At 72.1% G+C, this 26,756-nt stretch carries 26 protein-coding genes; 8 read left to right on the forward strand and 18 right to left on the reverse strand.

Features of this window, described 5'->3' with window-relative positions; genetic code table 11:
- The first annotated feature begins 479 nt into the window (after positions 1-479).
- The 5 genes from ACZ43H_RS14090 to ACZ43H_RS14110 all read left to right on the forward strand — a co-directional run bounded on the left by ACZ43H_RS14090 (position 480) and on the right by ACZ43H_RS14110 (position 4,944).
- A complete protein-coding gene (locus ACZ43H_RS14090; RefSeq protein ID WP_464583758.1) occupies positions 480-881 on the forward strand; it encodes a prepilin-type N-terminal cleavage/methylation domain-containing protein in 402 nt (133 codons plus the stop codon).
- 131 nt (positions 882-1,012) lie between these two features.
- Entirely contained in the window at positions 1,013-1,447 is a 435-nt protein-coding gene (locus ACZ43H_RS14095) for a hypothetical protein (protein ID WP_464583760.1), read from the forward strand.
- Positions 1,444-2,079, forward strand: coding sequence for a hypothetical protein (locus tag ACZ43H_RS14100; protein WP_464583762.1), 636 nt, complete (start codon positions 1,444-1,446; stop codon positions 2,077-2,079). Before ACZ43H_RS14095 ends, ACZ43H_RS14100 begins: the two co-directional genes overlap by 4 nt.
- Before the next feature lie 38 nt (positions 2,080-2,117).
- A complete protein-coding gene (locus ACZ43H_RS14105; protein ID WP_464583764.1) occupies positions 2,118-4,139 on the forward strand; it encodes a peptidoglycan DD-metalloendopeptidase family protein in 2,022 nt (673 codons plus the stop codon).
- 67 nt (positions 4,140-4,206) lie between these two features.
- Positions 4,207-4,944, forward strand: coding sequence for a FliA/WhiG family RNA polymerase sigma factor (locus ACZ43H_RS14110; RefSeq protein ID WP_464583766.1), 738 nt, complete (start codon positions 4,207-4,209; stop codon positions 4,942-4,944).
- A gap of 23 nt (positions 4,945-4,967) precedes the next feature.
- Here the strand turns inward: ACZ43H_RS14110 and ACZ43H_RS14115 are convergent, their stop codons facing one another.
- From ACZ43H_RS14115 to ACZ43H_RS14180, 14 genes are all read right to left on the reverse strand, one after another.
- A complete protein-coding gene (locus ACZ43H_RS14115; protein WP_464583767.1) occupies positions 4,968-5,693 on the reverse strand; it encodes a class I SAM-dependent methyltransferase in 726 nt (241 codons plus the stop codon).
- Between the two features lie 102 nt (positions 5,694-5,795).
- Positions 5,796-6,293 carry a hypothetical protein gene (locus tag ACZ43H_RS14120; RefSeq protein ID WP_464583769.1) on the reverse strand — a complete coding sequence of 166 codons (498 nt, stop codon included), beginning with the start codon at positions 6,291-6,293 and terminating at the stop codon, positions 5,796-5,798.
- A gap of 126 nt (positions 6,294-6,419) precedes the next feature.
- Positions 6,420-6,665, reverse strand: a complete 246-nt coding sequence (locus ACZ43H_RS14125) for a hypothetical protein (RefSeq protein WP_464583771.1) — start codon at positions 6,663-6,665, stop codon at positions 6,420-6,422.
- 93 nt (positions 6,666-6,758) lie between these two features.
- On the reverse strand, positions 6,759-7,904 hold the full coding sequence (locus ACZ43H_RS14130; RefSeq protein WP_464583773.1) for an endonuclease/exonuclease/phosphatase family protein: 1,146 nt from the start codon (positions 7,902-7,904) through the stop codon (positions 6,759-6,761).
- A 79-nt stretch (positions 7,905-7,983) separates the two neighbouring features.
- Entirely contained in the window at positions 7,984-8,436 is a 453-nt protein-coding gene (locus ACZ43H_RS14135; protein WP_464583775.1) for an SRPBCC family protein, read from the reverse strand.
- Positions 8,426-11,089 carry a bifunctional acetaldehyde-CoA/alcohol dehydrogenase gene (adhE, locus tag ACZ43H_RS14140; protein WP_464583777.1) on the reverse strand — a complete coding sequence of 888 codons (2,664 nt, stop codon included), beginning with the start codon at positions 11,087-11,089 and terminating at the stop codon, positions 8,426-8,428. The genes ACZ43H_RS14135 and adhE overlap by 11 nt, the downstream gene beginning before the upstream one ends.
- Positions 11,090-11,198: 109 nt before the next feature.
- Positions 11,199-12,566 carry an FAD-dependent oxidoreductase gene (locus ACZ43H_RS14145; protein WP_464583779.1) on the reverse strand — a complete coding sequence of 456 codons (1,368 nt, stop codon included), beginning with the start codon at positions 12,564-12,566 and terminating at the stop codon, positions 11,199-11,201.
- Entirely contained in the window at positions 12,563-13,207 is a 645-nt protein-coding gene (locus tag ACZ43H_RS14150) for a hypothetical protein (protein ID WP_464583781.1), read from the reverse strand. The genes ACZ43H_RS14145 and ACZ43H_RS14150 overlap by 4 nt, the downstream gene beginning before the upstream one ends.
- 2 nt (positions 13,208-13,209) lie before the next feature.
- Complete coding sequence (locus tag ACZ43H_RS14155) at positions 13,210-13,539, reverse strand: muconolactone Delta-isomerase (protein WP_464583783.1); 330 nt, start codon at positions 13,537-13,539, stop codon at positions 13,210-13,212.
- The gene (locus ACZ43H_RS14160; RefSeq protein ID WP_464583785.1) at positions 13,539-14,243 is read right to left on the reverse strand and encodes an ABC transporter ATP-binding protein; all 705 of its coding nucleotides are present in this window, start codon (positions 14,241-14,243) and stop codon (positions 13,539-13,541) included. The genes ACZ43H_RS14155 and ACZ43H_RS14160 overlap by 1 nt, the downstream gene beginning before the upstream one ends.
- On the reverse strand, positions 14,240-14,959 hold the full coding sequence (locus ACZ43H_RS14165) for an ABC transporter ATP-binding protein (protein ID WP_464583787.1): 720 nt from the start codon (positions 14,957-14,959) through the stop codon (positions 14,240-14,242). The genes ACZ43H_RS14160 and ACZ43H_RS14165 overlap by 4 nt, the downstream gene beginning before the upstream one ends.
- Positions 14,956-16,005, reverse strand: coding sequence for a branched-chain amino acid ABC transporter permease (locus ACZ43H_RS14170; RefSeq protein WP_464583789.1), 1,050 nt, complete (start codon positions 16,003-16,005; stop codon positions 14,956-14,958). Before ACZ43H_RS14170 ends, ACZ43H_RS14165 begins: the two co-directional genes overlap by 4 nt.
- Positions 16,002-17,015: a branched-chain amino acid ABC transporter permease gene (locus ACZ43H_RS14175; RefSeq protein ID WP_464583791.1), complete on the reverse strand. Its 1,014-nt coding sequence runs from the start codon at positions 17,013-17,015 to the stop codon at positions 16,002-16,004. The genes ACZ43H_RS14170 and ACZ43H_RS14175 overlap by 4 nt, the downstream gene beginning before the upstream one ends.
- Positions 17,016-17,056: 41 nt before the next feature.
- A complete protein-coding gene (locus ACZ43H_RS14180) occupies positions 17,057-18,274 on the reverse strand; it encodes an ABC transporter substrate-binding protein (RefSeq protein ID WP_464583793.1) in 1,218 nt (405 codons plus the stop codon).
- A gap of 222 nt (positions 18,275-18,496) precedes the next feature.
- On the opposite strand from ACZ43H_RS14180, the gene ACZ43H_RS14185 reads away from it, so the two are divergent.
- Both ACZ43H_RS14185 and ACZ43H_RS14190 read left to right on the forward strand, forming a co-directional pair.
- Positions 18,497-19,276 (forward strand): IclR family transcriptional regulator, encoded by a 780-nt coding sequence (locus ACZ43H_RS14185; RefSeq protein ID WP_464583794.1) that lies wholly within the window; start codon positions 18,497-18,499, stop codon positions 19,274-19,276.
- Between the two features lie 8 nt (positions 19,277-19,284).
- Positions 19,285-20,133, forward strand: a complete 849-nt coding sequence (locus ACZ43H_RS14190) for an HpcH/HpaI aldolase/citrate lyase family protein (RefSeq protein ID WP_464583796.1) — start codon at positions 19,285-19,287, stop codon at positions 20,131-20,133.
- Between the two features lie 82 nt (positions 20,134-20,215).
- Here the strand turns inward: ACZ43H_RS14190 and ACZ43H_RS14195 are convergent, their stop codons facing one another.
- From ACZ43H_RS14195 to ACZ43H_RS14210, 4 genes are read right to left on the reverse strand one after another with little or no spacing between them, the layout of a single operon-like run.
- On the reverse strand, positions 20,216-21,685 hold the full coding sequence (locus ACZ43H_RS14195) for a dihydroorotase (protein ID WP_464583798.1): 1,470 nt from the start codon (positions 21,683-21,685) through the stop codon (positions 20,216-20,218).
- Positions 21,686-21,691: 6 nt separating this feature from the next.
- Entirely contained in the window at positions 21,692-23,176 is a 1,485-nt protein-coding gene (locus ACZ43H_RS14200; protein WP_464583800.1) for an MmgE/PrpD family protein, read from the reverse strand.
- A complete protein-coding gene (locus ACZ43H_RS14205; protein WP_464583802.1) occupies positions 23,173-23,985 on the reverse strand; it encodes a cyclase family protein in 813 nt (270 codons plus the stop codon). Before ACZ43H_RS14205 ends, ACZ43H_RS14200 begins: the two co-directional genes overlap by 4 nt.
- Positions 23,982-25,181, reverse strand: a complete 1,200-nt coding sequence (locus tag ACZ43H_RS14210) for a CaiB/BaiF CoA transferase family protein (RefSeq protein ID WP_464583804.1) — start codon at positions 25,179-25,181, stop codon at positions 23,982-23,984. The genes ACZ43H_RS14205 and ACZ43H_RS14210 overlap by 4 nt, the downstream gene beginning before the upstream one ends.
- A 209-nt stretch (positions 25,182-25,390) precedes the next feature.
- Between ACZ43H_RS14210 and ACZ43H_RS14215 the strand changes: the two genes are divergently transcribed.
- The gene (locus ACZ43H_RS14215) at positions 25,391-26,752 is read left to right on the forward strand and encodes an MmgE/PrpD family protein (protein WP_464583806.1); all 1,362 of its coding nucleotides are present in this window, start codon (positions 25,391-25,393) and stop codon (positions 26,750-26,752) included.
- Positions 26,753-26,756: the final 4 nt, after the last annotated feature.

Below are 26,756 nucleotides of genomic sequence, written 5' to 3' on the forward strand. Positions count from 1 at the left end.
GCCGGAGCCGACCTGGTGCGCCATCTCCAGGTCGGCTCCGGCATCGAGCGTCAGGCTCCCGCGGGCACAGCGGGAGAAGCCGGATGCGAGCTGAGTGCGCTTGGTCGGCTCCTTCCGTTCATCGACGCGCAGCCTCAAGGGCTAGACATTCCGGAATGTTCGGCTACGTACGGCCATCCCATTGCGTCAACCGGAGTTGGCACGAGCCATGCAAGTGCGGGATTGAAAATGTTCCTGGTTGACAATCCAGGCCGAGCCACTGGCTGAGCCGGTGGTGCTCGGACCGCGACCCGCTTTGTGGACTAGCGCTCCCCCGTCGCGACAGCAGATTTCTCTCAGCGAGCCTAAAGCCCATTCGTCTCACGACCGACGATCACTTCGACAAGAGCGTCGAGCTCTCCACCCCCGGGGGGCTCGCCGCGACACCCCTCGGAACCTGTCTTCAGGAGAACACGATGCTCGCTCGACTTCAGAAGTCCATGAAGGAGAAGGACCAGGGCTTCACCCTGATCGAGCTCCTCGTTGTCATCATCATCATCGGCATCCTCGCCGCCATCGCCATTCCAGTGTTCCTGAACCAGCGTCAGAAGGGCGTAGACGCGTCGATCAAGTCCGACCTCAAGAACGCTGCCACGGTGGCTGCCACCATCGCCACCGACAACCCCACCAGCACGACCGTCTACGACCAGACTGCCCTCGAGACCGCAGGCTGGAAGCACGACAGCGCTACGACCTTCACCATCAAGGGCACTCCCGCAGCAGGAAACTTCTGCATCTCTGGCTACAACACGGCAGCCAGCGCCAATGCTTCTGGCACCGAGTGGAAGTACATGGAGGGAAGCGGCGGCCTGCAGTCCACGAAGGGCGCGGCCTGCTCCTGATCCGAGTGAACTGACGTGAGCCGACGGTGCTTCTAGGCAGGCTCGATCGTCAGCTCACGAGCCGGCGGGGCGGCACTCAACCGAGTGCCGCCCCGCTTCATCAGAAGATCTTCACGCCAAGGAACGAGATCATGCGTGGACCACTGCAGCTCTTCAGCTTTCGCGGCCTGGCATTCCTGGTCGCACTCGTTGTAGGCGTGCTCGCGGTCGACGCGGGTTCGGTGTTCCTGACGAAGGTCTCGGAGCCCGACGACGTACGCACCGCCGGCTACGCCGCGGCGGCCGTCGCCGCGAAGGGACCGACCACCCGCGAGACCGCGGTGACTGCGCTCGCGGCGGCCCGGCAGGACGCCACCGTCCACGGGATCACCGTGTCCGGCCAGACGTTCACGATCTATCCCGACGGCCGGGTCACCCTGACCGGCACCAAGACGGCACGCACCTTCCTGCTCCACCGACTCTCGTTCCTCAGCGACTTCGCCGAGGTGAAGACCACCGTGACGGTGGAGCCGCTCCCCTACTCCCTGCACACCCCCACCGCTTTCTCGAGGAGCTGGTCCGCATGACGATCGCCGCCGAACGCCCCACTCAGGTCCTCGCCCCGGACGCCGCCCAGGACACCCTGCGCGAGATGGCCGCGGTGATCCGCACCGTCTTCGGCGTCGGCCTCCAGGCGTCCCGCCAGGCCGCTGCGGCGGCCGCGGCCGCCCCCGAGCTCGACGCCGCCCCCGCCGCCCCCGTTGCGGCCGTGCCGGCGGAGCCGCACCAGGTCCCCGTCCCGAGCGTCCCGGTGCCGCCCACCTCCGCCCCCGTGGCCGAGGTCCCGGTGGTCGAGGTCCCGATGACCGGAATCCCCGCTGCGCGCATCCCGGTGGAAGGTCTGCCGGTCACCGGCCTCCCGGTCCCGCAAGCCCCGGTCCCGCACGCCCCGGTCGCCGAGGCCCCTGTGCCCGAGGTACCCGTCGCCGGCGTGCCGGCCGGCACGATCCCCGTGGCCGGCCTGGCCGTCCCGAGCATCCCGCTGCCCGAGGTGCCCGCGGAGGCGCAGGCCGTGGCGGTCGCCGCGCCGCTCGTCGTCGAGCCCGCGACCATCGCGCCGACGCCGCTCGCGGTGGACCCCACCGCCCCCGATGTCACCGCCCTCTCCCACGAGCGACGCAACGCGCTGCTGCAGGAGATCGCGTTCCTCGACGACTGACCGGCACCACCCACCGCACCACCCCAAGGAAGGACACCATGGCCCTCGGCCGCGCCCGCGCACCGCTCTCGCACCGGTCGACGCTGCTCGCCGCCCTGGCCCTGGCGCTCCTTCCCTCCCCCTCGAACGCAGCCACGGGAAGCGCCTCCGAGGTGTCCGCACCCGCGCGCACCGTCGAGGTCCAGCAGAAGGTGCAGGACACCTACGCCGCGTACGCCGCGGCCCGCGAGCGGGTCTCCGCGCTCAGCGCCCAGGCCGAGCGGCTCTCCGCGAACGCCGAGCAGGCCGCCGCCGTCGCGACCGAGCTGCGCGCGAAGGTCGCCAACGAGCAGGGCGGCGTGCTGCACGCAGTGGGCAACCTGATCGACCCCGGCGAGTCCGACGTGGACCGCGCCACCGAGGCCGCGGCCGACGCAGAGTCGGCCCGCCAGCTGGCCGAGATGGTGCAGGGAGCGCTCGACGACGCGATCACCACGGCTGAGCAGGACCGGCTGGCCTGGGAGAAGGCCCAGCGCCGACAGGAGCGCATCGAGGCGACGTGGTCGGCCCGCCAGGTGGTGGACGCCGCGATCCGTCGCTCGCAGTTCCAGGCGACGTACGACGTCACCGACCGCGCGCAGGACCGGCGCAACCGGCTCGCCCTCAGGACGTGGGAGCGCTACTTGCGCAGCGTCGGCTCCGCCGCGGTGGTCCCGCCCCCGGCCGACGAGCTGGCCGACGCCGGGCACCTGGCCGCCCCGCTCGAGCCGGTCCGGGTCACCAGCCACCACCCCGTCCCGGGGATCGCGCAGGCGCGCACGCCTGACGGTCGCCCGGTCACGGTCGTGCCCGCCGAGACCGTCCGGGCGGTGTCGGAGGCCTTCCACCGCGTCGGGCTGCCGACCGTGCCCGACGGCGTCGACGCCATGACGTACGCGTGCGGCGGCCTGCTCGCCAACGCCTGGGGCACCTCGGTCACCCTGCCCGCCGACGTCACCGGCCAGTGGCAGGACCTGCGCGCGGTCCCGCGCGCCTCGATCCAGGTGGGCGACGTGGTCGTCCTCGGCGGCCGGCAGGACGGGCTGGAGCAGACCGGTGTCTACGTGGGCACCGGCCGCATGATCGTCGCCGACCCCGCTACCGGCACCGCCGCGGTCCAGCCGCTGCCGGCGCGCGTGCTCGGCGTGCGCCGCGCCACCCTCCACCAGTCCGGCGACAACCCGGCACCGCCCTCCGGCGGGGTGTGCGGGCCGGCCGCCCCCTCCCCCGCGGTCGACGGCTCCGGCCCGCTGCGGATCCCGATGACCGCCGGTTCCTACCGGCTCTCCGCAGGGTTCGGCGACGCCGGCGGGCTGTGGTCGTCGGGTGAGCACACCGGCCAGGACTTCGCGGCGCCCACCGGCACCCCGGTCGTCGCCGCCGGCTCCGGCACGGTGACGATCGAGCACCCGGACTGGGCAGGCAACCTGGTCCGCATCGACCACGGCGGCGGCGTCGAGACGCTCTACGCCCACCTGTCCCGCGTCGACGTGACCGACGGCCAGACCCTGCACGCCGGCGATCCGGTCGGCCTCGTGGGCTCGCTGGGCAACACCACCGGCCCGCACCTGCACCTCGAGGTCCGCCTCGACGGCATCGCGGTCGACCCGGCCCAGGTGCTCGAGCTGCCCGAGGCGCCGCGAGCGACGTACCCCAACGGCGAGGTCCCCGACAGCGCGCTGTGCGCCGCGACCTCCGACGGCGGCCAGCTGCTGCGCTGCGACGCGGCGGTCGCCTTCCGGCTGATGGGTGCGGCGTTCGCGGAGGACAACGGCGCGGACCTGTGCATCACCGACTCCTACCGCTCCCGCGACGGCCAGGAACGCGTGCACGTGCTCAAGCCGAACCTCACCGCCACCCCCGGCACGTCGGTGCACGGCTGGGGTCTCGCGGTCGACCTGTGCGGCGGCATCGAGAGCTTCGACAGCGCCGAGCACGCGTGGATGCTGGCGCACGGGCCGGCCTTCGGGTGGCGCCACCCGTCCTGGGCCGAGCCGGGCGGCAGCCGGCCGGAGCCGTGGCACTTCGAGTACGAGGGCTGATCGTTCGGTTAGCCTGACCCCGGGGCAACCGGCCGACCGGCGGTCGCGACCCTCGGGGGAGGACGACGTGGACACCGCGGACAACTCGGTCGACCTGCTCTGGCAGCGCTTCAAGGACTCCGGAGACAAGGACGCGCGCGACCGCCTGGTCCTGCAGTACTCCCCCCTGGTGAAGTACGTCGCCGGTCGCGTCCGCTCGGGCCTGCCCTCCTCGGTCGACCAGAACGACCTGGTCTCCGACGGGGTCATCGGGCTGATGGACGCGATCGACAAGTTCGACCCGGCCCGCGGCCTGCAGTTCCAGACGTACGCCGTCTCCCGCATCCGCGGCGCGATCGTCGACGGGCTCCGCGCCGGCGACTGGGTCCCCCGCTCGGTGCGCGAGAAGATCCGCGACATCGACGCGGCCCAGGCCCGGCTGGAGCGCCGGCTCGGCCGCGCCCCCAAGGACCCCGAGGTGGCCGCCGAGCTCGACATCACGGTCGCCGAGCTGCGGGCGATGTACGCCCAGACCGCCAACACCAGCGTCGTGAGCTACGAGGCCGCCACGCTCGACGACGAGGACACACCCCGCGCCGCCGCGGTCGACCTGCCCGGCGCCGACGACGACATCCCGCCCGGCTTCCTCGCGGCCGTGCGCGAGCTGCCGCAGCGCGACCAGATCGTGGTGGCGCTCTACTACTGGGACCGGCTGACCCTCGCCGAGATCGGGCAGGTGCTCGGGGTGACGGAGTCCCGGGTCAGCCAGCTGCACAGCCGCGCCACGATGACGCTGCGACGCAAGCTGCTCGAAGCCGCGCACTGACGGCAAGGGCCAGTCCCGGCGGGTCAGTCCCGGCGGGCGACGAACACCAGCTCGCGTCCCGGCCGGTCCGGGGCGTCGCGCACGTCGACGACCGCGAACCCGGCGCCGCGCAAGGCGTCCGCCATCTCGTCCCGGCTGCGGAAGCGTAGCGTCGAGTCCGAGGTCAGGACGGCGCCGTCGGAGTCGAACACGGTGGTCCAGCGGAACGACACCAGGTCGCCGCTCACGTCGGTGACCTCGCACCAGGTCTCGACGCCACCCACGCCCGGGACGTCGGCGCGGGACCGGGTCAGCTCGGGCGTCCACTCCTCCCAGGCTCGGCGCTCGGGCACGCGGGTCTCCAGGACCAGGTGACCGCCGGGCCGGAGCGCGGTGCGTACGCCGGCGAGGGTGGCCGCGAGGTCGTCGTCGGTCAGGAACACCTGTGCGACGTTGGCGGTCATGGTCGCCAGGTCGACCTGCAGCGACGGGAGGATGGTGGCGTCGCCGTGGAGCCAGGTGACCCGCTCCGCGTGCGGCTTGCGGCGGGCCACCTCGAGCGAGGCGCCGGCCGGGTCGACGCCGGTCACCTCGAGACCGCGCCCCGCGAGCAGGCACGCGAACGTGCCGGTCCCGCAGCCGACGTCGAGGACCCGCTCGGCACCGAGCTCGTCGGCGATCGCGGCGTACACCTCGAGGTCGCTGCGGTCGGGGTCCAACGGGTCGTAGACCTCCGCCAGGCGGCGGTCGCTGAAGATCGGGTCGGGCACGGGCGTGACCGTAGCCCCTCCCGTCGACCGGGGCCGAAGATCGTGGAGGCCTTGGCGCACCCGGTGCGCCAAGGCCTCCACGATCATGTTCGACGCCGTGCGTCAGCGAGCGTTGCGGGCGACGGCCTCGCGCAGCAGCGCCAGGGTCTCGCCGGTGACCGCCTGGCTGGGCACGGTCGTGGACGTGCGGTACGAGCCGCCGAGGTGCGTGCCGTCCTTGCTGAAGCAGACGATCGACCCGAAGACGTTGTCGGGGTCCTCGTCGACGTCCTCGGAGACACCGACGGCGTAGATCCACTTCTCGCCCTTGTCGGGCGCGTTGATCAGCTGGTAGCCCGTGCTGGTGAGGTCACCGCCACCACCACCGGTCATCTGGGTGCCCTTCGGGCACTTGAGCATGACGGCGATGGCGTCGGTCAGGCCGTTCCCGTCCATGTCGAGCGCGGTCCCGGTGGCGTCGTACGCGCCGGTCCGGGGTGTGCTGCCGCTGCGGGCCGCGGTGTCGTCGTGGTTCGTGGCGAAGGCGACTGCGCCGCCACCGGCCACGGCGACGGCGAAGACGGCGCCCGCAGCGAATGCGGGCAGGGTGTTCTTGAACACGCGTTCCCTTGTCTCGGATGGCTGATTGCCAGCCAGACCCTAGGGGCGGCGCCAGAGGCCACGAGGCGTTTTGCGGACACGGCCCTAGCCCGCAGCACGTGTTTCAGGTAACAGTGCGAAGCGGCCTCAGGCGGCGCGCAGCGCACCCAGCTTCGCCACCAGGCGGCGCAGCGGGGTGTCCGGGCGCTCCGGGCGACGGATCGGCAGCAGGTCGGTGCGACCCTCGCGCTCGGCGATCATCCGGATGGCGTCGGTGTCGTAGCCGGCCGCGAGCTCGTCGGCGCGGGTCAGGTCGTTCTCGGCGACGGCGGCGTTGATCGCGTCGACGTACGAGGCGTGCAGGGTGTTCAGGTCATCGATCAGGCGGGTCATGTGTCTCCTCGGGAGAGTGGGGGCTTCCACTCTCCCCAACACATGTTTCCTCGGGATTGATCCGATGTTGCGCGCTGTGTGACCAGCATCAAGTCAGTGGTGCGGCCGCGGGAGCCGCAGCGTGGCCACCACGCCCGCGTGGTCGGAGGGCCACAGCGGCGGCGTCGTGTCGATCGCCTCGTCGTCCACGACGTGTGCGGACAGCGACCGCACCCACCCGTGGGCGAGCACCAGGTCGATCCGCGTCTTCAGCTGGGACGTGGGGTTGCTCAGCGTGCCGTTCTGGCAGCAGGTCAGCCCCGGGTCGTCGCCGTTGACGTTCCAGGCGTCGTGGAACCACCGCTTGGTCAGCAGCGAGTACGTCGCGGTCGGCGTGCTGGTCGTGGCCGGGTCGGCCGCCGAGTTGAAGTCGCCGACGGCGATGACCGGGCGCCACACGTGCGCCGGCCCCCGCAGGAACTCCCTGGCCTGCGCCTCCTGCACGGGGGCGAACTGCTCGATCTCCAGGTGCGTGGTGAGGAACCGGAAGCGGGTGCCGAAGTACGACGCGTCGATCGCGGCCCACCCGCGCGCGAAGGACACCGGCACCGACTCCGGCGGGGTGAACTCCTGCTGCGTCTTGTAGTCACCGCTGCGCGAGTGCCGCACGTACAGGTGCCGGGTGTCCCGGTTCACCAGGATCAGGTCGCGGTCCTGCAGCGTCACCACGCACTGCGGGGTGGTCGGCGAGGTCGGCACGCCGCACCCGAAGGTCGGGGACACCAGCGGCGCCGGCCCGATGTCGGCGTTCTTCGTCACCGCGGCGACGCGGTAGTGCAGGCCCCGCTCGGCCAGCGCCGCGCGCAGGATCTTCAGGAAGTCGTAGCTCGGCGGGTTCGCCCCGGCGACCAGCGGCTGCGCGATCCACTTGGTGACCTCCTGCAGCCCGACCAGGTCGGGCTCCTCGGTGGCCACGGTGTCGGCGATCGCCTGCGCCCGCTTCGGGAAGTTCGTGGCGACCGCGGTGCCGTAGATCTGCGCCACGGCGGTCACGAACTCCGTCGGCGTGGTCGCGGTCAGCGCCGGGTCGAGCGGCGAGCCGAGGTAGAGGTTCTGGGTCATGACCGTGAGCTGGCGGTGGTGGTGGCGGTGGTGCGCCGGCTGGGCCCCGGCGCTCCCGGCGGAGCCGAGGCCGGCGCCGGCGACGACGAGCGTGAGCAGCGTGGCGACCGCCAGGCGCGCCCGGTAGCGGAAGGTCATGGCTTCATCTCCTGGGTCGGGGGGGGCGTCTCCACCCTGTGCAGATCTCCGGGGCGGGCACATCGCCCCTTTCGGGGAGTCAGGACCCGTGCGGGGTCGCCTCGAGGTAGCGCTGCAGCCCGCCGAGGGTGCTCTCCACCAGCCCGTTGATGACACGGCGACGCAGGAAGCCGGGCAGCGGCAGGTTGTGGTGGATCGTCAGCTCGTAGGTCACCGAGGTGCGGCCGGTGTCGAGCTCGTCGAGGGTGTAGCAGCCCTCCTGCCCCGTCTGCATCTTCCCCTCGACCATCGTCCAGCTCATCGTGGTGTCGGTGTGCTCGTAGCTCAGCGTGTACTCGTCGGTGCCGACCGTGGCCGACGCCTTGAACCGGGCCGTCGCCGGCAGCTCGTCGTCCTCGTAGACCTCGAGCAGATCGGCCTCCAGGATCTCGGGGATCCAGTCGGCCTGCGACTCGACGTCGCGGATCGTGGCGAGCACCTCCGCGAACGGCGCCTTCACCACCACCGACCGGGTGGCGGAGTCAGTCGGCACGACGCTCACCGCCGTCGTACCCGAGCCGCAGCAGTGTGGTCAGCTCCTCCAGCAGCGGCATCCGCGGGTTGGTGCGGTTGCTCAGGTCGGAGAAGGCGGTCATCACCAGGTCCGGCAGCGCGGCCTCGAACTCGTCCTCGGGGATCCCGAGCGCCCGCATCGAGCGCGGCATCTCGAGCTCCTCCAGCAGGTCCTCCACCCCCTGGAAGAGCCGCCGCCTGCTCTCCTCGGGCTCCCGCCCGCCGAAGACCACCCGGCCGAGCTGGGCGTACTTCTCCGGGGCGACGTACGCCGAGTAGCCCGGGGCGGGCATGAACTTGCTGGGCAGGCCGGCGTTGTAGCGCAGCACGTGCGGCAGGAAGAGCCCGTTGGCGCGGCCGTGCGCGATCCCGAATCGCGCCCCGACCGCGTGCGCGAGGGCGTGGTTGGTGCCGACGAACGCGTTGGAGAACGCCAGCCCCGCCAGGGTCGCCGCGTTCGCCATGTCGGTGCGGGCCGCGAGGTCACTCGGGTCGTCGTGCACCCGGGGCAGGGCGTCGAAGATCAGCCGGGCGGCCTGCACGCAGAAGGCGTCGGTGTACGGCGAGGCGAAGATCGAGACCGCCGCCTCGAGGGCGTGGGTGAGCGCGTCGATGCCGCTGTCGACCGTGACCGACATCGGCATGCTCAGGGTGAGCAGCGGGTCGACGATCGCGATGTCCGGCACCAGGCAGTAGTCGACGAGCGTCTCCTTGTGCTCCCCCACCGTGATCACCGCGGCCGGTGAGACCTCCGAGCCGGTGCCGGACGTGGTGGGGATCGCCACCAGCTGCACCGTGTGCGCGTCGCGCGGGTAGTCGGCCACCCGCTTGCGCGGGTCGAGGAAGGGCAGGGTGAGGTCGTCCAGCGTCTTCTCGGGGTGCTCATAGAACAGCCGCATCGCCTTCGCCGCGTCCATCACCGAGCCGCCGCCGACCGCGACCAGGAGGTCGGGCCGGGCCCGGTCGAGCAGGGCGACGCCGGCCCGGATGATCGCCTCGGTGGGCTCGGGCTCGACCTCGCTGAACACCTGCACGTGCTGGGTGCGCAGCTTGCCGCGCAGCAGGTCCACCACGCCGCGGCGCTCGCTGTCCGCGTCGGTGACGATGACCGCCGTCTCGCACTCGAGGTCGCGCAGGTTCTCCAGCGCACCGGCGTTGAAGTAGGTGTTGGCGGGGACCCGGAACCACTGCGGCGGCGTGCGCCGGTGGGAGACGGTCTTGATGTTGAGCAGCTGGAGGTAGTTGACGTTCTCGGTCGTCGTCGAGCCGCCCCAGGTGCCGCAGCCGAGGGAGAACGTCGGGGTCAGGTTGTTGTAGACCCCGCCCAGCGCTCCCACCGCCGTCGGGGCGTTGACCAGGATCCGGCCCGTGCGCACGGCCTTCGCGTAGGCGTCCACGACCGACTCGTCGTTGGCGTAGACCGCGGAGGTGTGGCCGAGGCCGCCGTGCTCGGTGACCAGCACCGCGGCCGCGATGCCGTGCTCGACGCTCGGGGAGCTGACCAGGCCGAGCACCGGCATCAGCTTCTCCTGCACCAGCGGGTGCGCGGCGAGCTGCTCGAGGTCGGAGGGCAGCGGCGCCAGCAGGATCTTGGTCTCGGGGGGCACGTGCAGGCCGGCGCGGGCCGCGAGGGACGGGGCGAGCTGGCCGAGCGCGGCCATGTTGACCTTGTCGCCGATGCCGGTCTCGCAGCCGAACGCGAACTGCACCAGCGCGTCCGCCTCGGCGTCGGTGAGCAGGTGCGCGCCCATCCGGCGGAACTCGGCCAGCACGTCGTCGTACACCGCCTCGTCGACGATGCAGGTCTGCTCGGCCGGGCAGATCACCGAGGCGTCGAACGTCTTGGAGATCAGGATGTCGACGACCGCGCCGCGGACGTCGGCGGTGCGGTGCAGGTAGATCGGGGCGTTGCCGGGGCCGACGCTGAGCGCCGGCTTCCCCGCGGCGTTGGCCAGCGCCACGATCTTCGGGCCGCCGGTCACCCAGATGAAGTCGATGCCCGGGTGTTTGAAGAGGTGGTGGGTGACCTCGTGCGCGGCGTCCGGGATGACCTGGAGCGCGCCCGGCGGCAGGCCCGCCGCCTCGGCTGCCTCGCGCAGGATCTCGACCGCCCGCTCGCAGCAGCGGATCGCGTACGGCGAGGGCCGGAACACGATCGCGTTGCGGGTCTTGGCGGCGACGATCGCCTTGTAGAGCACGGTCGAGGTCGGGTTGGTCACCGGCGTGATCGCCAGCACCACCCCGATCGGCTCCGCGACCCGGACGATGTTGCGCTCGACGTCCTCGTCGATCACCCCCACCGACCGCTTGTCGCGCAGGTAGTCGGAGAGGAACTCGGTGGCCACGTAGTTCTTGACGACCTTGTCCTCGAAGACCCCGAACCCGGTCTCCTCGATGGCCACCTGCGCCAGCTCGGCGGCGGCGCGCACGCCGGCGCGGACCATCGCGTCGACGATCGCGTCGACCTGCTCCTGGTCGAGCTCGCGGAACAGCTCGGCCGCGTGCTCGGCGGTGGCCACCAGCGCGTCCACCTCGGAGAGGCGGGCGTCATCGGGCGGCGGCGGATGAGGGGCCGTCGCGGTGGCGGACGTGGTGGTGGCGGACGTCGTGGCGGGCACGTCGGTCTGGGTCATGGAGGCTCTCCCGGGGGTCACCTCCACCCTGTGCACCGGGACCGGCCGGTGACAGGGACGATGGTCACCAGCCGCCCGGGTCCATCACCCCTCGCTCACCGCTTCTCCGTCACCGCTGCCCGGCCGCCACGTGCTCGGCGGCGAGGAACGCCAGCCCCAGGGCCGGCAGCAGGCCGTTGCCGGCGAGGTAGCCGCTGGCGCCGTGCCCGGAGATGCCGGCGGCCGCCCCGCCCGAGGCGTAGAGGCCCGGCACCGGCTCCCCGCCCCCGGTCATCACGCGGGCGTGCTCGTCGACGACCAGCCCGCCCTGGGTGTGGAACAGGGCGGGGGCCACCGGGATCGCGCGGTACGGCGCCCGCAGCGGCGCCTCCCACGCGGTCCGGCCGAAGGGGTCGGAGGCCCGCCCCTCGGCGCAGTCCCGCGCGTGCTCGACGGTGCGTCCGAGCTCACCGGCGTCGACTCCCGTCGCCGCGGCCAGGTCCTCGACGGTCCCGGCGGTGCGCACGACGCCCGAGTCGACCGTGGCCCGGTAGTCCTCGAAGGCCAGGCACGCCTCGTGGACGCGCTCGTCGAGGACGATCCAGCCCTTGCCGCCGGGCTGGGCGGCCAGCCGCGCGGCGTACTCGGAGTAGCCGGTGGTCTCGTCACCGAAGCGGCGGCCGTCCCGGTCCACCAGGAAGCCGCCGTGCATCACCGTGGCCCAGCCCGCGAGCGTCGCCGCCGGGGTGAGGGCGGCGTGACCCTGGTAGGCGTCGAGGAAGGCAGTCCCCGCCCCCAGCCGTGCCCCGATCGCGAGCGCGTCGCCGGTCGACCCCTCGCTGCCGTGGTACGTCGCACCGGCGATCTCGGGCAGGTGCTGCGCCACGAGATCGGTGTCGGCGCCGAAGCCGTTGGTCGCCAGCACCACCGCCCGGGTGGGGATCCGCTCCTCCCCGTGGGGGGACTCGACGACGACCTCCTCGACGCCGCCCTCGCCGACGACGACGTCGGTCAGCCGGGCCGGCACCATCAGGTCGACCAGGTCGCTCTCGCGCACCGCCCGCACGATGTCGCGCAGCATCGCCTCCCCCGCCCGGCCGGGGACGGTGTGGCACCGGAAGCGCGAGTGCCCGGGGTAGGGGAAGTCGGTGACCAGCGACAGCGGCAGGCCGACGTCGTCGGCAAGCCACTCGACCAGACGGGCGCTCACCCCGGCGAGCGCCGCGGCCAGCCGCTCGTCGACCTCCCCGTGGGTCTTGGCGCGGATGTCGGCGACGAAGGTCTCGGGTGAGTCCTCGATCCCGGCCTCGCGCTGCCACCGCGTGCCGGCACCCGGCACCATCGCGGTCGACATGGCGGTGTTGTTGCCGCGGGCGAAGTGCTCGTTGCGCTCCACGACCAGCACCGAGAGCCCCAACGAGGCCGCCCGCAGCGCCCCCACCAGTCCGCCGCCGGCACCGGCGACGACCAGGTCCGGACCCTCCGACTCGGCGCTCACCGCGACGCTCCCGTCGCCTCACCGCGCAGCCCGAGCAGGGCCAGGGCGGTCCGCGTCGGGTCCAGGAGGTACGGCGCGTGGTGCTGGTCGGCGACCTCCACCGCCGAGCAGGCGTTGAGCACGAAGTCGCACTCGAGGTCGCGCACGTGCTCCTCGACGGCGGCGGCCCAGGTGGCGTCGTCGGCGATGTCGTCGACCGTGAGGTCGAGCACCGCGGTCGGGGCGACCTGCGGCACGGCGTACTCCCCCAGCTTGCGGTCGAGCTCGGCCGCGATGGCCTTGTTGCGGGCCACCGCGCCGAGCCGCGCGCCCTGCCCGGCGACGAACGCCGAGGCCAGCCGCCCCAGCCCGAAGACCGGCCGCGGCAGCCCGTGGTCGAGCCCGCTGACCGGGTCGAGCACGCAGTCGGGGAGGTAGCCGTCCCACCCGGCGGGGTCGACCTCGCGGTAGCGCGCGAGGAGCGCCTCCTCGCTGACACGGATGTCGTGGTCGGTCTCGAGGGCGGTCGGGACGCCGGCCGCCGGCCCGAGGTTCTCCAGCACGACGGTGACCCCGGCCGGGGACAGGTCGTCGTAGCGGCGCTGCCGTCGGGCGAGCTCCTCCTCGCTCACCGAGATCGGCGTGATCGCCAGCAGGCGCATGGTCACTCGTCCCCTCCAGTCGTCGGTCCCGCCCCCGGCTCATTGCCCAGGGCGCGGGGGTCGTTCGGGTGCTCGGCCATGGCGTGCACCTCGATGTCCATCCACGGGTACAGCGGCAACGAGCTCAGCGCGGCGTGCAGCTCGGTCGCGTCGGCGACGTCGTACAGGCTCCAGTTGGCCCACCGTCCCGGGATCCGCCAGAGCCGGCGCAGCTGACCGGCGTGCGCGAGCCGTTGCCCCTGCTCGAGCTCGCGGGCGAAGACCTCCGCGCGCTGCTCCTCGGGTGCCTCGGGCGGCCACACGATCTCGATGTGGACCAGGAACTCCGCCATCAGACCCCCAGGTAGGCCTCGCGCACCCGGGGGTCGTCGGCGAGCTCGGCGCCGGTCCCCTCGAGCACGATCGACCCGCTCTCGACGACGTAGGCACGGTCGGAGATCGCCAGCGCCTGCGAGGCGTTCTGCTCCACGATCAGCACGGTCACGCCGGTGTCGCGGATCCGGGTGATGGCCTCGAGCACCTGGGAGACGAGGTTGGGCGCCAGCCCGATCGACGGTTCGTCCAGGGTCAGGCACGTGGGTCGCGCCATCAGCGCCCGGCCGATCGCCAGCATCTGCTGCTGGCCGCCGGACATCGTGTTGGCGCGCTGGGTGCGTCGGGTGGCCAGGATCGGGAACAGGTCGAAGACCTCGTCGAGGGAGGCGCGGACCGTGGACCGGGGCTGGGTGTAGGCGCCCATCTCGAGGTTCTCCGAGACCTGCAGGTCGCCGAAGAGCGCCCGGTCCTGGGCGACGTGGACCAGCCCGGAGCGCACGATCTGGTGGGCCCGCATCCGGTGGACGTCCTTGCCGTCGAAGACGATCCGCCCGCCGGTGGTGCTGACCAGGCCGTGGATCGCGCGCAGCGTCGTGGTCTTGCCGGCACCGTTGGCACCGATCAGCGAGACGATCTCGCCCTTGTCCACGTGCAGGGAGAGCCCGTGGAGGATCTCGAGCCGGCGGTAGCCGGCGTGCAGGTCCTGCAGCTCGAGGATCATGCGTAGTCCTCTCCGAGGTAGGCCTCGACCACGCGCGGGTCGGCGACGACCTCGCGCGGGTCGCCGAGCGCGAGCTCGCGTCCCTCCGCCATCACCAGCAGTCGCTGGGACAGCGCCATGACCGCGGCCATGATGTGCTCGACGAACATGACGGTCACGCCGTCGGCGTGGATCTCGCGCAGCAGCTCGATGATCGGCGCCCGCTCGGCCGGGACCAGGCCGGCCAGCACCTCGTCGAGCAGCAGCAGCCGCGGCTCCAGCGCCAGCGCGCGGGCCAGCTCGAGCCGCTTGAGCCCCGCGGTCGGCAGGCTGCCGGAGGGGGCGTGCACGTAGCGGTCGAGCTGGACCCGGTCGATGACCTCCAGCGCGTGCCGGCGCGCGGCCTTGCGGGAGCGGCGCCGGTGGTGCGCCGCGATGGCGACGTTGTCCAGCACGCTCATCGACTCGAAGGGCCGCATGAGCTGGAAGGTGCGCACCAGCCCGGCGTCGGCGATCCTCGCCGGCGACCAGCCGGTGATGTCCTTGCCGTCGAGCACGACCCGGCCGCGGGTGGGCGGGAGCTGTCCGGCCAGCAGCGAGAACAGCGTGGTCTTGCCGGCGCCGTTGGGCCCGATGATCCCGAGGAACTCGTGCTCCGGCACGTCGACGTCGACGGAGCTCACGGCCGTCAGGCCGGCGAAGGACTTGGTGAGGTCTTCGACCTGGAGCAGGCTCATGGGCGGAACCGATCACGCAGGGTGCCGTAGATGCCCTTCGGCATGAACAGCACGATGAGGATGAGCAGGACGGCGTACACCGCGACGTCGAGCCCGGTCACGCCCTGCAGGAAGGACAGGAACGCCGGGGGCTCGCGCAGCACGTTGGCGATCCACTCCGAGAGCGGGCCGACCACCAGCGCGCCGACGACCGGCCCGAAGACTGTGCCGATGCCGCCGATCACCGCCGGCACGATCGCGTTCACCGAGACCGCGGAGCCGAAGGCCTGCTCAGGGCCGACGAAGAAGTAGTACTGCGTGTAGAAGGAGCCGGCCAGCGAGGTGAACGCACAGCTGAGCGCGACCGTGACCAGCCGCACCTGCATCACCTTGATGCCCAGCGAGGCGGCGGCGACCTCGTCGTCGCGGACGGCCTGGACGTACTGCCCGGTGCGGGACGAGACGAACGCGACGGTGCCGAACAGGCCGACGGCCAGGATCGCCAGCGGGATCCAGTAGTAGTTGTGGCTGCCCTGCTCGAACTGCATCATCCACCAGGAGTTCTCGGTGAGCAGCGGGACGTTGAACCCCTCGGTGCGCCGCAGGAAGTCGAGGTTCTGCACGGCCAGCAGGAACACCTCGGCGAAGGCGAAGGTCGCGAGCGCGAAGTAGGCGCCCGCGAGCCGGTACCGCAGGCAGAGGAACGCGATGATCGTGCCGGCCGCCGCGGAGATGGCCGCGCCGACCAGCATCGCGATCCACGGCGAGGTGCCGTGCTCGACCAGCAGGTAGGCGTCGGTGTAGGCACCGATGCCGAAGAACGCGGCGTGGCCGAAGCTGAACATGCCGCCGTAGCCGCTCATCAGGTTCCAGCCCACGGCCATGATCGCGAAGATCAGGGTCCGGACCGCGACCGTCTCGGTCTGCTCGTCGATCACGAGCGGCAGCACGGCCGCAACGGCGAGCAGCACGACCAGCGCCAGGTACGTGCGCGCCGTGGACCGGTCCTCGAGCCGCGGGTCGTCGGTGCGGACCGGCTGGGGGCGCTCGGTGGTGAGTGCGGTCATTGCTTGACTCCGAACATGCCTTGCGGGCGGAGGAACAGGACGAGCACGAAGACCGCGAAGACCAGGATCAGCGAGCCGGTCCCCGGCAGGTAGAGCGCGCCCACGGTCTGCACCAGCCCGATCACCAGGCCGCCGACCACGGCGCCGGTGACGCTGCCGAGACCGCCGAGCACGACGATCACGAACGCGAGGATCGTGAACTGCTCACCGACCGTCGGGGTCAGGCTCAGGAAGGGCACCATGAGCCCGCCGGCCACGGCCACGCAGGCCGAGCCGATGCCGAAGGTCATCGCGTAGATCCGGCGCACGTCGATGCCGACCAGGGACGCGCCCTGGGTGTTGGCCGAGACCGCCCGGATCGAGAGGCCGAAGGACGTGCCGCGCAGGATCAGGGTCAGCGCGCCGGCGACCAGCAACGCACCCACGAAGGCGATCAGACGCTCCCAAGAGACGATCGCGTCGAGGACGTGGAAGGACCCGTCGACCGAGCTCGGCACCCGCTTGGGCCGGCCGCCGAAGACCATCAGCAGCACGTTGACGATCAGCAGCGCGAGGCCCAGGGTCACCAGCAGCGGCCCCTCCTCGTTGCCGGCCATCGTCAGCTTGTTCAGCAGCGCGGCCTGGACGACCACACCGAAGAGGAACATCACCGGGATCGCCAGCAGCGTGGCGACGTACACCGGGATCCCGGCGCCGGTGACCAGCTCGTAGACGAGGTACATGGACAGGGTGAGCATGGCGCCCTGGGCGAAGTTGACGATGCCCAGCACCCCGAAGATCAGGGTGAGCCCCACGGAGACCAGCGCGTAGACACCGCCGAGCAGCAGGCCGGTGGCGATCGACTGCGTGACCAGCCCGGACTCCTTGCCGCCCAGCGTGTAGACGAGCACCAGCCCGACCACGACCGCGGCCGCGATGCCGAGCGGCAGCAGGGGTACGTCGCGGCGCGCGCGAGGCTCCTTCTCGTGCTCCGGCTGGAGCACCGGTGGGGAGGTGGTGGTGTCGGTCATGGGTGTCCGTTCCGTGGCGGGGTGCGGCTGGTGCGCCCCGGTCACTTGACCGGGTAGGACGGCTTGCTGGTGGCGAACTGGTCGGGGAAGACCTGCTCGACCTTGCCGCCCTGGGTCTGCATCACGATGACCGTGGCGTTCTCGTTCTGACCGGTCTCGTCGAACTTGATCGGGCCGTCGAAGGCCAGCAGCGGCTTGTCGACCTCGATGTCGGCGATGGCGTTGCGGACGTCCTCCGGGTCGTCGGAGCCGGCCTCCTCCAGCGCCTGGGCGATCACCATGACGGCCTGGTAGGAGAGCACCGAGGCGGTCTCCATCGGCTTGCCGTACTTCTGCTCGAACCGCTTGCGGATGTCGGCGACGTCGGGGTTGGTGGCCGCGTAGTGGTAGTTGGCCGAGAGCACGTTCTCCCCGGCCGCGCCCGCGTCACCGGGGAAGGAGCCGTCGTCGAAGGCGCCGTTGGCCACGCCGTAGAGCGCGTCGATGTCGGGGTCCAGCGCCTGCACGGCCTGCGCGACCAGCAGCTCGTCGGGGTAGTAGCCGGTGGCCACGATGACGTCGGGGTCGGCCGAGGCGGCCTCCTTGACCTGCGTGGTGGCGTCGGTGAAGTTGGTCGCCGGGTAGGTGACCTCCTTGAGCACCTTCACGCCCTTGCTCTCCGCCTCCTTCTTGAAGGCGTCGAACACGCTCTGGCCGAAGGCGCCCTCGATGTGGATGTAGGACACCGACTTGACCGGCTTGCCGTTGGCCTCGGAGAGGTCGATCAGGTCGTCCGCGCCGTCGGTGCCCATGCTGGTCGCGTTCGGCTGGATGCGGAAGGTGTTCTTGTAGCCCTGCTCGAGGATCGAGTCGTCGACGGCGACGTCGATGACCAGCGGGACCCGCGAGCGCTCGGCCACCGCGGAGACGTTCGCGGTGACGTCGCTCTGGTAGGTGCCGACCAGCGCCACCGCGCCGTCGCTGACCAGCCGCTGCGCCTCGCTCTGACCGGTGTCGGCAGCGCCCTTGCTGTCCCCCTCGCCGAGGGTGAGCTTGCGACCGTCCAGCGACTTGATGCCGCCGTCGGCGTTGACGTCGTCCACGGCCATCTTCGCGCCGTCGTTCATCAGTGCGCCGACTCCGGCGAGCGCCCCGGTCAGCGGGTGCACGGAACCGATCATGATCTCGTCGCCCGTCCCTCCCGACGCACCCGATCCGCCACACGCCGCCAGACCCATCGTGGCCGCGGTCAGGGCCGCGGCGAGGGAGAGCTTCTTCATGGTGCTGGACCTACCTTCCGTGCCTGCGGCACAGTGTGTGTTCCCCTAGCGGGAACAGTGGTCGATATGAGCCGTTCCGCTCAGCGGAGCGGGTGAACCACCCTGCGAGGGCTACTTTTGGGAGTATTACATGGCTTTCCGCGGCATTTCTAGGCTCGGCTTCCAGAATTTGCTGGGTTATAGTTCCGCTAAGCGAAACGTCGCTGCGAGAGTGAGGGTCCTATGAGCACGATGACCGGGGAGGGCGCCTCCCGCGAGACGCCGGGCGGGACGGAGGCCGCGGACCGGGTGGCGGACGTGCTCCTGCTGTTCGCGCGCTCCGACGACGCGCTGGGCGTCTCGAAGATCGCCCGCTCGCTCTCGCTGAGCAAGGCGGTGGTCCACCGGATCCTGCAGTCGCTCGCCTCGCGCTCCCTGGTGCAGCTGGTCCCCGGCGACTCGACGTACGTCCTCGGCCCGGCGGCCGCGGGCCTCGCCGCGCGGGCGTGGAGCCAGCTCGACGTGCGGTCGGTGGCCTCCCCCGTCCTGCGCCGGCTGCGCGACAGCACCCGCGAGACCACCACCCTGTCGGTGCTGGTCGGCAACCAGCGGATCTACCTCGACCAGTACGAGAGCCCGCAGGAGGTGAAGATGGTCGTCGAGATCGGCCCCCGCTTCCCGCTGCACTCGGGCGCCTCGAGCCGCGCGATCCTGGCCCACCTCCCCCAGCCGTTCATCGACGAGGCCGTCCGCCAGCTCTCCGCGCTGAAGCCCGACCTCGACGTCGACGCCTACCTCGCGGCGCTCGAGCAGGTCCGGAGCCGGGGGTACGCGGTGTCCCTCAACGAGAGGAACACCGGCGCGGCCTCCATCGCCGCGCCGTTCTTCGACGCCGCCGGCAATGTCCTGGGCTCGGTGAGCTCCTCGGGGCCGGTCTTCCGGTACGCCGAGGAGGCCGACGAGCAGCAGGCCCGCCTGGTCGTGGAGGCCGCCCACGCCATCACCGCGCGCCTGCGCGGCTGAGGAGAGCCGTGCTCCCCCGCTCCTTCCTCTACGTCCCCGGCAACCGGCCGCCGCTCTTCGCCAAGGCCACCGCGGGACCCGCCGACGCCGTCGTCCTGGACCTCGAGGACGCCGTGCCCCTCCACGAGAAGGAGCGGGCGCGGGCCGACGTCGGACAGTGGCTCACCGACGACCCTGCCGCCCGGGGTCGTGCCGAGCAATGGGTCCGCGTCGACGCCCACAACATCCGCACCGACCTGGAGGCCGTGGTCCATCCCGGTCTGGACGGGGTCCTGCTCGCCACCTGCACCCCCGCGGCGCTCGCCGAGCTCGACGGCGTCGTCTCCGGCCTCGAGGCCGACCGCGGGCTGCCGCCGGGGTCGGTGCGCGTGGTCGGCCTGGTCGAGAGCGCGGCGGGCCTGGTCGCCCTCGGCGAGATGGCCGCCCACCCCCGGCTCACGACGTTCGGCATCGGCGAGGTCGACCTGCTCGGCGACCTGCGGGTGACCCGCTCCCCCCACACCGACACCGCCGTGGCGCAGCTGCGGACCCAGGTCGTCGTGCACTGCGCGGCCGCCGGCCTCGAGCCGCCCGTCGCGCCCACCTCGACCGACTTCCGGGACCTGGCCGCCTTCGCGGGGAGCACCCGTGCGCTGCTGGACCTCGGCTTCCGCTCGCGCACGGCGATCCACCCCGCGCAGGTGCCGGTCATCCACGACGCACTCCGGCCCTCCACCGAGCAGGTGGACGCGGCGCAGGACGTGCTCGCGCGCTTCGACGCCGCCGGCGGGGGCGTCACGACCGACGCGGCCGGGCGGCTGATCGACGCGGCGGTGGTGCGCGAGGCCCGGGAGACGCTGCAGCGCCGGCGGTCCTGACCGGCGCGCGAGAAGGCCCTCCCGGTGCAGCTCCGGGAGGGCCTTCTCCGTCAGGGGTTGCCGCGTCAGACGCGTCAGTAGGTCACCGCTTGCCCGAGCGCCGCACGAACTGCCCGCGGGGCTCGCCCACGACCTTGCCGTCCTCCAGCACGGCCTCGCCGCGCAGGAAGGTGTCGGTGACCTGGGCGGTCAGCTCGAAGCCCTCGAACGGCGTGTACTCCTGAGTGGAGAGCGAGTCGCCGGCGTGCACGGCGTACTCGACGTCGTCGTCGAGCAGGCAGAAGTCGGCGTCGAGGCCGACCGCGAGGTCGCCCTTGCGGTCGAGGCCGAACCGGCGGGCCGGGTTGAGCGAGACGAGCTCGGCGATCCGGTTGTACGACAGCCCCCGCTTGCGGCCCTCGGTCACCATGCCGGACAGGAGGTACTCCGTGCCGCCGAAGCCGGACTTGGCGAGGAAGACGTCGTCGCGCGGCTCGCCGAACTTGGTCTCCTCACGGCAGCAGGCGTGGTCGGAGGTCACCCACGAGAAGTTGCCGGCGAGCACGTGCTCCCACAGCGCGTCGACGTCCTCCGGGGAGCGCAGCGGCGGGTTCACCTTCCCGCCGAGGTTGGCGGTGTTGTAGTTGGCGACCAGGTGGCCGACGGTCACCTCACGACGGAAGTCGATGTGGGGGAAGGTCTGCTGCATCATCATCGCGGCCTCGATCGCCTTGCGCGAGGACAGGTGCAGCAGGTTGATGTTGGGCAGGTCGGTCTCGTGCGCGAGGTAGGAGGCGATCGTGATCGCCAGCCCCTCCGAGTGCGGCGGCCGCGAGGCGCTGTAGGCCTCCAGGCCGGTCAGCTTGCCCTCCTGCTCGACCAGCTTGGTGTAGGCCCGCATGATCTCGGCGGTCTCGCAGTGCAGCGACAGCGAGATGTGGTCGCGGTCGGCGGCGAACCGCTCGTCCTCGCGGGCCTTCTGGATGCCGCGCATGATGAACTCGAAGTGCGCGAGGTCGTAGGACTGGTCCTCGGGGATCATCAGGAACGAGCCCTGGTCGGCGGAGCGCCCGTGCAGGCCGTGGCTGCCGTAGAACATGAAGATCTTGAAGGACGGCACGCCGTACTCCTCGATCATCATCGGGATCTCGTCGATGTGCTCGGCGAGGATCGGCGCCACGTGGAAGGCGTAGTCGACGAACGCCCGTCCCTCGGTGGCGGCGAGCACGTCGGGGAACACCTCGCGGTAGGGGCCGGTGCGGTTCATGTAGTAGGCGCCGGTGCGCATGTAGGTGATGCCCGAGGTGACGCCGCCCTGGGCGGACGCCTTGCTCTCGGACTCGGCGTCCTCGCCGAGCTCGTTGTAGATGCCCCAGTGCTGGTGGACGTCGACGACGCCCGGGAAGAGGTGCTTGCCGGCCGCGTCGACGACCGTGGTTGCCCGGGATGCGTCGATCGACTCCTCGAAGGCCGCGAAGGTGCCGTCCTTGACGGCGACGTCGAGCCGCTCCGGGGCGTCCCGGCCGGGTCGGACCACCCGGGCGTTCTGGATCACGAGGTCGTAGTCAGCCATGGTGTTTCACCCTTCGGTCGTCGTCGCACCGGCGGTGGACGTCTGCGGTTGGTCGGTCGGTTCGGCGGGTCGGTCGGTGTCGACGGTGGTCAGCGGCGCGAGCACGGCCCCGAGGTCGGCGCAGCTCTCGAGCTCCGCGCACGCGCGCGCCAGCGCGTCGGCCTGCTCGGCCGACAGGGTGCGCGCCGCGTTGGCGTGGAACTTCGCGGCGAGCTCGTCGAAGGACAGCGGCCGCTCGGGTCCGCCCCGGGTGGTGAGGACCTCCTCCACGATCTCGCGGCCGTCGTCGAGGCGCGCGGTCAGCACCGCCGGGAACTGCCGCGGGAAGATCTCGGTGCAGCGGTCGTCGGCGACCACGTCGACCTTGGCCATCACGGCACGGCGCTGGGGGTCCTGCGCGAGCTCGTCGGTGTAGTCGTCCACCCCGGCGCCGAGGCCGGAGCCGCCCAGCAGGCCGACGGCGACGGCGTACGGCCCGCTGAACTGCGCCATGTAGCCGGTGGTGGGAGTGCGCTTGACCTCGATCGGCTCGCCGATGGTCCGCAGGTTCGGGGCGGGCACGCCGAGCGTGAGCCGCTCGACGCGGTCGGGCGTGACCCCGGCCTCGCGGAGCCGCGCGGCCGCGTCCACGGCGGCGTGGGTGAAGTGGTTGGCCGGGTAGGGCTTGAAGAAGATGTCGGGCACCGACCACTTCGTGCCGAGGCCGTCGGTCACGGCGTCTGGGTCGAACCGGCCGTGCAGCCAGGCCTGGAAGAAGCCGAAGCGCCCCTCCAGCACCGTGGGCGGACCGGTGAGCCCGAAGGACACCAGCTCCGCGGCCGAGACCGCTGCGTGGGCGGCCCAGCCGCAGTGGATGCGCTTGACGGTACCGCCGGTGCGGTTCGCCTCGATGATCCCGGACGCCATGGACGCGGCGACGCCGAGCGCGTGCACGACTGCCTCCTCGTCACCGCCGGCGAGCACGGTCGCGGCGACCGCGCCGCCCATGGCCCCGCAGATGGAGGTCGCGTGCTGGCCGTGCTCGAAGAACGTGGAGTTCTTCGCGTCCTCGTCGTAGCCGGCCATCCCGAGCCGGACGCACGTCTCGAGCCCCAGCGCGATCGCGCGCACCAGCTCGCGGCCGTCCGCGCCGCTGCGCTCGGCCGCGGCCAGCGCCGCCGGCACGACGGTGGCGCTGGGGTGCAGCACCGAGGGCAGGTGGGTGTCGTCGTAGTCGAGCGAGTGGGCCAGCACCCCGTTGACGAACGCCGCGAGGCTCGCCGGCAGCCGCTCCTCGACGCCGACCGCCGAGGCGGTGGGCGCACCGCCCTGCGACCGCGCCCAGGCCCGCGCGGACCGGCTGGTCTCCAGGGGCGCCGCGGCCACCGCGATGCCGAGGGTGTCGAGGACCCGCTTGCGGACGCTGTCGACGACGTCCTGCGGGAGGTCGTCGTACGACGTGGTGGCGGCGAAGCGGCCGATGGCCTGGGCCAGGGTCTGCTCGGCGCTCATGCGGACCTCACCGCGAGGGGGCGGACCGGCGAGCCGGTGGCGCCGTAGATGTTCAGCGGCACCAGCACGAAGGTGAACTCGGACCAGCCGGCCTCCGCGAGGCCCTCCAGGTCGAGCGCCTCGATGATGTAGATCCCGTGCTCGACCAGCAGCACCCGGTGCGCCGGCAGCAGGGCGTGGCCGCCACCGGGGGCCAGCCGCTCGAAGGCGATCGTGTCGGCGCCGGCCGCGTGCACCGCGCGCTCCGCGAGCCACTCGGCGCCGGCCTCGCCGATGCCGGGCACGCCGCTGGCGCCGCCGACGTACGGCGCGCCCTCGACGAACCTGGACCCCCAGCCGCTGCGGATCAGCACGACGTCACCCTCGCCGACGCTCACGTCCTGGCGCTTGGCGGTGCCCTCGAGGTCGTCGACGGTGATCTCGTAGCCGCCCTCGCAGCAGTCGACGCCGAGGTGGCCGGCCACGTCGAGCAGGACCCCGCGGCGCAGCATCGGGGTGATCGTGTGCACGCCCAGCTGGTCGTACTTGCCGCCGACGCCCGCGTCCGCCGCGTCGATGCCGCCGTACATCCGTCCCTGGAAGGACACGTGGGCCAGGGCGTCGATGTGGGTGCCGACGTGGGTGCCGGTGGTGATCATGTCGTTCGCGGCGCTGCTGCCGTCCTCGCGGACCATGTCGCCGTGCCGGCGCGGCAGGGTGTGCCAGAACTGCGGGTGGTTCGGGGACTGCGGCATGCCCACCCGGAGCTGGCGACCGAGGTCGACCACGTCCAGGCCGGACTGCACGGCCGCGAGCATCGAGTCTGTCATCGGACGACCTCGTCTTCCTTGAGCTTGGCGATCTCCTCGGCGTCGTAGCCGAGCTCCTCGAGCACCTGGTCGGTGTCGGACCCGAGGGCCCGACCGGTGAAGCGGATGCGTCCGGGGCTCTCGCTCATCCGCCACATCACGTTGTGCTGCAGCAGCGGGCCCAGGTCCGGGTCGTCGACCTCGACGAGCATCCCGGTCTCCCGGATGTGGGGGTCCTCGACGATGTCGCGGGCGTCGTAGACGGCGGCGATCGCCGCGCCGGCCTCGGTGAAGGCCGTCAGCACGGCCTCCCGGTCGCGCTTGCGGATCCAGTCCCCGACGTAGGTGTCCAGCAGGTCGACGTGCTCGGCGCGGCCGGCGCCGGTCCGGAACCAAGGCTCGTCGATGACCTCGGGGTGGCCGACCAGCTCGAGCACCCGCTCGGCGATCCGCTGCGCGCTGGTCGAGATCGCCACCCACTTCCCGTCGGCGGTCTCGTAGGTGTTGCGCGGCGCGTTGTTGACCGAGCGGTTGCCGTGCCGCTGGGGCACCTCCCCGAGCTGCTGGTAGATCGTGGGGCCGGGCCCGACCGCGGTCATGATCGGCTCGAGGATGCTCAGGTCCACGACCTGGCCGCGGCCGGTCCGGTCGCGGTGCCGCAGGGCCATCAGCACCGCGGACGAGGCGGCGATGCCGCAGATGCTGTCGGCGAGCCCGAAGGCCGGGAGCGTCGGCGGACCGTCGGGCTCACCGGTCGAGGCGGCGAACCCGCTCATCGCCTCGGCGAGGGTGCCGAAGCCGGCGCGCGCGGAGTAGGGGCCCGTCTGGCCGAAGCCGGTGAGGCGGACGAGCACGAGCCCGGGGTTCTCGGCCAGCAGCACGTCGGGGCCGATGCCCCACCGCTCCAGCGTCCCGGGGCGGAAGTTCTCGACGACGACGTCGGCGGTGGCCGCCAGCCTGCGGAAGACCTCGGCGCCGCTCTCCGCCTTGAGGTCGAGGGCGACGGCGCGCTTGTTGCGGCTGATCTCCTTCCACCACAGCGGCACACCGTCCTTGCTGCGGCCGTGGCCGCGCATGTTGTCGCCGTGCCTGGGGTGCTCGATCTTCACGACGTCGGCGCCGTAGTCGCCGAGGATCTGGCAGCACAGGGGGCCGGCCAGGATCGTGGAGACGTCGAGCACCCGGAGGCCGTCCAGGGGTGGAGAGTCCTGAGCCACTGCACCGTCCGTTCCGCTTGGAGAAACATCAATCCGTGACCTCACTGTAACGCGACGGGCGGCCACAATTGAAGGGGTGACCGGGAAACACCCTGCGGAACACAATGATCAGGCGAAAAGCCGGGTTGACCAGCACCGCCGGACTGCCTACCTTGCTGGACGTGGTCCTGCCCATATCGTTTCGCTCATCGGAACACACTCGGAATGCCGTGACGAAGCTCGGGCGCGCCCTAGGCGCACTGTCGTACGACGACCTGCCGCCGCCGGTGCGCGAGCGACTGCCCCTGGTGCTCACCGACCTGCTGGGGGTGACCGCGGCCGGCATGGCGACGCCGGAGCTGCGGCGACTCGTGACCACCTGGCGACCGGAGCCGGGACCTCGTCCCCTGCTCGGCACGGGCGTGCGCACCACCGCCGAGACGGCCGCGATGCTCGCCGCCGTGGCCGCCTGCTCGCAGGAGCTCGACGAGGGCAACAAGTACGCCGCGGGCCACCCGGCCGCCCACGTGGTCTTCGCGGCCGTGGCGGCGGCCCAGCTCTCGGGCCGGGCGGTGAGCGGTCGCGAGCTCCTGACCGCCGTGGCCGCGGGCTACGAGGTCGCCGCCCGCTTCGGTCAGGCGCTGCGCCGGGACTCCCGGTGGCACCCGCACGGCAGCTGGGGTGCGACCGGCGCTGCGTGCGCGGCGGCCATGGTCCTCGGCGCGACGCCCGCCCAGGTGGCGGCCGCCATCGACGCGTCCACCGGGCTGATGACGGTCACGCCCTGGGAGACGGTGCTCGCGGGTGACTTCACCCGGAACCTCTGGATGGGGCAGGCCAACCTCGCGGGGCTCAACGCGGCACGCCTCGCCCTTGCCGGCCTGGCCGTCAACCGGGGCGGCGCCGCCACCTCGCTCGCGATGCTCGGCGAGCTCGACCCCGGCGTCCTCGTGCGCGGGCTGGGGCGGCGCTGGCTGTGCGCCGAGGGCTACCTGAAGCGGCACGCCGCCTGCTCCTACACCCACGCCGCGGTCGACATCGTGCAATCGCTGCGCACCCAGCGGGCCTGGTCGGCCGGCGAGGTCGCGCACGTGCACGTGGCGACGCACTCGCTGGCCGAGCCGCTGCTGCGCAGGGACCCCACCTCCCGCCTCGCGGGCATGTTCTCCCTGCCGTTCGTGGTGGCCCTCGCCGCCACCGGCGCCGAGGTCAGCCCGGCGACGATGGAGCCGGGGACCGCGGCGTTCGAGCGGGCGCAGGCACTGTCCTCGCGCGTCGAGGTCGAGATCAGGCGCGAGCTCGACGCCCACCTGCCCGACCGCAGGATCACCGAGGTGACGGTGACGTTCGTCGACGGTGAGAGCCTCGCGCTGGCCCAGCCCAACCCGATCGGTGACAGCGCGCACTTCCCACTCTCGGAGGCCGAGGCGGTCGCGAAGCTCGATGCGCTGCTCGGCCCGTCGGTGGGCGGCGACCTCCTCACCGCGGTCCGCGACCTCGAGCACGCGGACGACGTCGTCGGCGCGATCGAGGCGCTCGCCCTGCCGGCCGGGTGGCCCGCATCACCTCCGCTTCCCACCAAAGTTGAGTGATCTT

Source organism: Nocardioides sp. DN36, assembly GCF_055380375.1.

Coding starts and splice junctions, on each gene's coding strand:
- ACZ43H_RS14175 (WP_464583791.1), bottom strand. CDS start 17,015: ATGACCGACACCACCACCTCCCCACCGGTGCTCCAGCCGGAGCACGAG.
- ACZ43H_RS14090 (WP_464583758.1), top strand. CDS start 480: ATGAAGGAGAAGGACCAGGGCTTCACCCTGATCGAGCTCCTCGTTGTC.
- ACZ43H_RS14130 (WP_464583773.1), bottom strand. CDS start 7,904: ATGACCTTCCGCTACCGGGCGCGCCTGGCGGTCGCCACGCTGCTCACG.
- ACZ43H_RS14185 (WP_464583794.1), top strand. CDS start 18,497: ATGAGCACGATGACCGGGGAGGGCGCCTCCCGCGAGACGCCGGGCGGG.
- ACZ43H_RS14125 (WP_464583771.1), bottom strand. CDS start 6,665: ATGACCCGCCTGATCGATGACCTGAACACCCTGCACGCCTCGTACGTC.
- ACZ43H_RS14165 (WP_464583787.1), bottom strand. CDS start 14,959: ATGAGCCTGCTCCAGGTCGAAGACCTCACCAAGTCCTTCGCCGGCCTG.
- ACZ43H_RS14155 (WP_464583783.1), bottom strand. CDS start 13,539: ATGGCGGAGTTCCTGGTCCACATCGAGATCGTGTGGCCGCCCGAGGCA.
- ACZ43H_RS14150 (WP_464583781.1), bottom strand. CDS start 13,207: ATGCGCCTGCTGGCGATCACGCCGATCTCGGTGAGCGAGGAGGAGCTC.
- ACZ43H_RS14105 (WP_464583764.1), top strand. CDS start 2,118: ATGGCCCTCGGCCGCGCCCGCGCACCGCTCTCGCACCGGTCGACGCTG.
- ACZ43H_RS14200 (WP_464583800.1), bottom strand. CDS start 23,176: ATGAGCGCCGAGCAGACCCTGGCCCAGGCCATCGGCCGCTTCGCCGCC.
- ACZ43H_RS14095 (WP_464583760.1), top strand. CDS start 1,013: ATGCGTGGACCACTGCAGCTCTTCAGCTTTCGCGGCCTGGCATTCCTG.
- ACZ43H_RS14100 (WP_464583762.1), top strand. CDS start 1,444: ATGACGATCGCCGCCGAACGCCCCACTCAGGTCCTCGCCCCGGACGCC.
- ACZ43H_RS14170 (WP_464583789.1), bottom strand. CDS start 16,005: ATGACCGCACTCACCACCGAGCGCCCCCAGCCGGTCCGCACCGACGAC.
- adhE (WP_464583777.1), bottom strand. CDS start 11,089: ATGACCCAGACCGACGTGCCCGCCACGACGTCCGCCACCACCACGTCC.
- ACZ43H_RS14180 (WP_464583793.1), bottom strand. CDS start 18,274: ATGAAGAAGCTCTCCCTCGCCGCGGCCCTGACCGCGGCCACGATGGGT.
- ACZ43H_RS14195 (WP_464583798.1), bottom strand. CDS start 21,685: ATGGCTGACTACGACCTCGTGATCCAGAACGCCCGGGTGGTCCGACCC.
- ACZ43H_RS14205 (WP_464583802.1), bottom strand. CDS start 23,985: ATGACAGACTCGATGCTCGCGGCCGTGCAGTCCGGCCTGGACGTGGTC.
- ACZ43H_RS14160 (WP_464583785.1), bottom strand. CDS start 14,243: ATGATCCTCGAGCTGCAGGACCTGCACGCCGGCTACCGCCGGCTCGAG.